Below are 3990 nucleotides of genomic sequence, written 5' to 3'. Positions count from 1 at the left end.
GCTTAAAGGCCATTTCAGGGTCAAAAGATGCGGTCTTCTAAATTGCGACATATATATACATATGTAGGTATTTTATTTTGTTGACTACAAAGTTAATAAATTGACGAAGACCCTTTAGATATTGGGGTTGTAACGATGCGACTGATCAATCAGCCAGTCTCTGAACGCATGCAGAGAAGCTGATTCGACCTTTCTCTCGGGAATCATCAGGTAGTAAGCCTTTGAGCTCGCCAGTACCTGAGGGCTGGCAATCACCAAGTGCCCATCGCTCAGTTCCCTTTGAATAAGGAACGGCGGTATCAGTGCAATGCCCATATCGTGCATGGCTGCCTGGGACAACATGGAGAATAGCTCGTAACGCGGGCCTGTCATGTCGCGGGGTATGTCCAGCTGTTGCGCGTTGAACCACTGGCGCCAGGCATAGGGTCGAGTGGTTTGTTGTAGCAGGGGCAGTTCGGCGATTTCGTGTGCAGTGAAGTGCGTGCGACCGTCCAGCAAGCGCGGGCTGCATACAGGGAGCGGGTTTTCTCCCATCAGTTTGTGGGATTCGGTACCGGACCAGTCGGCATCGCCAAAGTAGATTGCCGCGTCGAATTCGGTATCGGCGAACAGGAAAGGCCGTGTGCGGTTGGTCAGGTTGACGGTGACTTCGGGATGCTGGTGCTGAAAGTCCTTGAGGCGTGGGATCAGCCATTGGGTGCCGAAGGTCGGGACCACCGCCAGTTCAATAACGTTGGTGCCCTGCTGTCCCATGATCGAAAGGGTGTCGCGTTCCACGGCGTCAAGTTGCGTAGCCACCCGGCGACTGTAGGAAAGCCCTGCTTCTGTCAGTTTCACGCCCCGGCGCGAGCGTCGAAACAGCTCGACACTTAAAAACTCCTCAAGACTGGCGATTTGTCGGCAGATTGCGCCCTGGGTGATCGAAAGCTCCTGTGCCGCCTTGGTAAAGCTCTCGTGGCGGGCTGCAGCCTCGAAACTGACCAGCGCCGTGGTGCTGGGAATTTTTCTGCGCATGTACCGTGACCTCACAAGTAAAGAGCATCTATGCCGCTTTTGAATGTTACGGAGTGAGAAATTAGCACAAGGCTATGCAAAATCCTCGTTTGCCCTCCTCGCCTGCCCGGCCTAGGCTCCATGCACGACTTTTGATTTACTTCGCGAGGACTCACTCATGGGCGGTAAGGCAAGCTTCAACTGGATCGATCCACTGCTGCTGGATTCACAGCTCACCGAAGAAGAACGCATGGTGCGCGACAGTGCCCAACAGTTCGCCCAGGACAAGCTGGCGCCCCGTGTTCTCGAAGCCTTCCGCCATGAAAAGACTGACCCTGCGATCTTCCGCGAAATGGGTGAGACCGGCCTGCTGGGGGCGATGATTCCAGAGCAGTACGGTGGCAGTGGATTGAACTACGTCAGCTATGGCCTGATCGCTCGTGAAGTAGAGCGTGTGGACTCTGGCTACCGTTCGATGATGAGTGTGCAGTCCTCACTGGTGATGGTGCCTATCAATGAATTCGGTACCGAAGCGCAAAAGCAGAAATACCTGCCGAAGCTGGCCTCTGGTGAATGGATTGGCTGCTTTGGCCTGACCGAGCCTAACCATGGTTCCGACCCGGGCGCGATGATTACCCGCGCGCGCAAAGTGGATGGCGGCTACAGCCTCACTGGCAGCAAGATGTGGATTACCAACAGCCCGATTGCGGATGTGTTCGTGGTGTGGGGCAAGGACGATGCGGGCGACATTCGCGGCTTCGTGCTGGAAAAGGGTTGGAAAGGCCTGAGTGCTCCGGCGATCCACGGCAAGGTCGGATTGCGCGCCTCGATCACCGGTGAAATCGTCATGGATAACGTGTTTGTTCCTGAAGAGAACATCTTCCCGGATGTGCGTGGCCTGAAAGGACCGTTCACTTGCCTTAACTCGGCACGCTACGGGATCTCGTGGGGTGCCTTGGGGGCCGCGGAGTTCTGCTGGCATACCGCGCGTCAGTACACCCTTGATCGCCAGCAGTTCGGGCGGCCTTTGGCGGCTACTCAACTGATCCAGAAGAAGCTCGCAGACATGCAGACTGAAATCACCCTGGCGCTGCAAGGATGCCTGCGGTTGGGTCGTATGAAGGATGAGGGCACTGCGGCTGTGGAAATCACCTCGATCATGAAGCGTAACTCGTGTGGCAAGTCGCTCGACATTGCCCGGATGGCGCGTGACATGCTCGGTGGTAACGGCATCTCGGATGAGTTCGGCATTGCCCGCCACCTGGTCAACCTTGAAGTGGTGAATACCTATGAGGGTACTCACGACGTGCATGCATTGATCCTGGGGCGAGCGCAAACCGGTATTCAGGCGTTCTATTAATAGGAGAACGACCATGGGCGCGCTTTCGCACCTGCGGGTACTGGATTTGTCGCGAGTGCTGGCGGGCCCTTGGGCCGGGCAGATACTTGCAGACCTTGGCGCTGAAGTGATCAAGGTCGAGCGGCCCGGGAGTGGCGACGACACTCGTGCCTGGGGGCCACCCTTCCTCAAGGATGCGTATGGGGAAAACACCACTGAGGCGGCGTATTACCTGTCTGCCAATCGCAACAAGGAATCGGTGACGATCGACTTCACGCGGCCGGAGGGCCAGAAGCTGGTGCGTGACCTGGCGGCGAAGTCCGACATTCTGATCGAGAACTTCAAGGTAGGCGGCTTGGCGGCCTATGGGTTGGACTATGAGTCGCTCAAGGAGATCAATCCGGAGTTGATCTACTGCTCGATTACCGGGTTTGGTCAAACCGGGCCCTATGCGACGCGGGCGGGCTACGACTTCATGATCCAGGGGCTTGGCGGGCTGATGAGCCTGACTGGCCGCCCGGAGGGTGAAGACGGCGCCGGACCGGTTAAGGTTGGCGTGGCGCTGACGGATATTCTTACGGGGCTTTACTCGACAGTTGCGATCCTGGCGGCCATGGCTCACCGGGATCATGATGGTGGCGGCCAGCATATCGATATGGCGTTGCTGGATGTGCAGGTGGCTTGTCTGGCTAATCAGGCGATGAACTACCTGACGACGGGCGTCTCTCCAAAGCGCCTGGGTAACGCTCATCCGAATATCGTTCCCTATCAGGATTTTCCTACGGCGGATGGCGACTTCATTCTTACTGTGGGTAATGATGGGCAGTTCCGCAAATTTGCCGAAGTGGCTGGGCAGCCCCAGTGGGCGGATGATCCTAGGTTTGCTACTAATAAGCTGCGAGTGGCTAACAGGGCGGTGCTGATTCCGTTGATCCGTCAGGCTACCGTGTTCAAGAGCACGGCTGAATGGGTGGCTCAGCTGGAGCGAGTAGGTGTGCCTTGCGGCCCGATCAATGACCTGGCGCAGGTGTTTGCCGATCCTCAGGTGAAAGCGCGCGGGTTGGCGATGCAGTTGCCTCATGCGTTGGCTGGTACTGTGCCCCAGGTGGCAAGTCCTATGCGCCTGTCCAAGACGCCTGTTGAATACCGCAGCGCACCTCCGCTGTTGGGTGAGCATACCCATCAGGTGCTGCAGCAAGTGCTGGGTTTGACGCCAGCGAATGTGTCGGCTTTGAGGGAGGCCGGGGTCATCTGAAGCTTCTCTTCTATATAGAGGGTTGTTGAGGCTCTCTATATGGAGGGAAGTTGGTCGGTTTTTAGCCAGAAATGCCTATTTGATAGAAAAGCTGAATTAAGGGTTGACGGCAGATTCTGGAAGTCTATAATTCGCCCCACTTCCGGCGCAGTCGAAACGGAAAACTCCTTGGTAAACAAAGAGTTATGTAGGTTTCGGCAGCGAGTTGCTTCAGGTCATCGAAGCCCAGAAGGAGTTAGTAAGGCAGTGTTGTTTGGCCCTATTAACGTTTCGATCTTCTCGGTCGAAAGCGGAGAAAAAGAGGTGTTGACAGCAGCGTGTAACGCTGTAGAATTCGCCTCCCGCTAACGAGAGATCGGAAGCGCAAGTGGTTGAAGTTACAAAGGAAACTTTGAAAACTTCT

The 3990-nt window shown here is 56.0% G+C and carries 3 protein-coding genes; 2 read left to right on the top strand and 1 reads right to left on the bottom strand.

Annotation, left to right across the window (positions count from 1 at the left end):
* Positions 1-114 precede the first annotated feature (114 nt).
* The gene (locus tag HX786_RS29805; protein ID WP_168197498.1) at positions 115-1014 is read right to left on the bottom strand and encodes a LysR family transcriptional regulator; all 900 of its coding nucleotides are present in this window, start codon (positions 1012-1014) and stop codon (positions 115-117) included.
* A gap of 157 nt (positions 1015-1171) precedes the next feature.
* Here HX786_RS29805 and HX786_RS29800 point away from each other — a divergent pair, with 157 nt between their 5' ends.
* Both HX786_RS29800 and HX786_RS29795 read left to right on the top strand, forming a co-directional pair.
* Positions 1172-2353, top strand: a complete 1182-nt coding sequence (locus HX786_RS29800) for an acyl-CoA dehydrogenase (protein ID WP_003214743.1) — start codon at positions 1172-1174, stop codon at positions 2351-2353.
* A gap of 13 nt (positions 2354-2366) precedes the next feature.
* Entirely contained in the window at positions 2367-3587 is a 1221-nt protein-coding gene (locus HX786_RS29795; protein WP_177116525.1) for a CaiB/BaiF CoA-transferase family protein, read from the top strand.
* The last annotated feature ends 403 nt before the right edge of the window (positions 3588-3990 follow it).

Source organism: Pseudomonas sp. 21615526, from assembly GCF_013386245.1.
Taxonomy (GTDB): Bacteria; Pseudomonadota; Gammaproteobacteria; order Pseudomonadales; family Pseudomonadaceae; genus Aquipseudomonas.
Note: the sequence above shows the minus strand (reverse complement) of the source record. Positions and strands in the feature narration are given on the sequence as shown.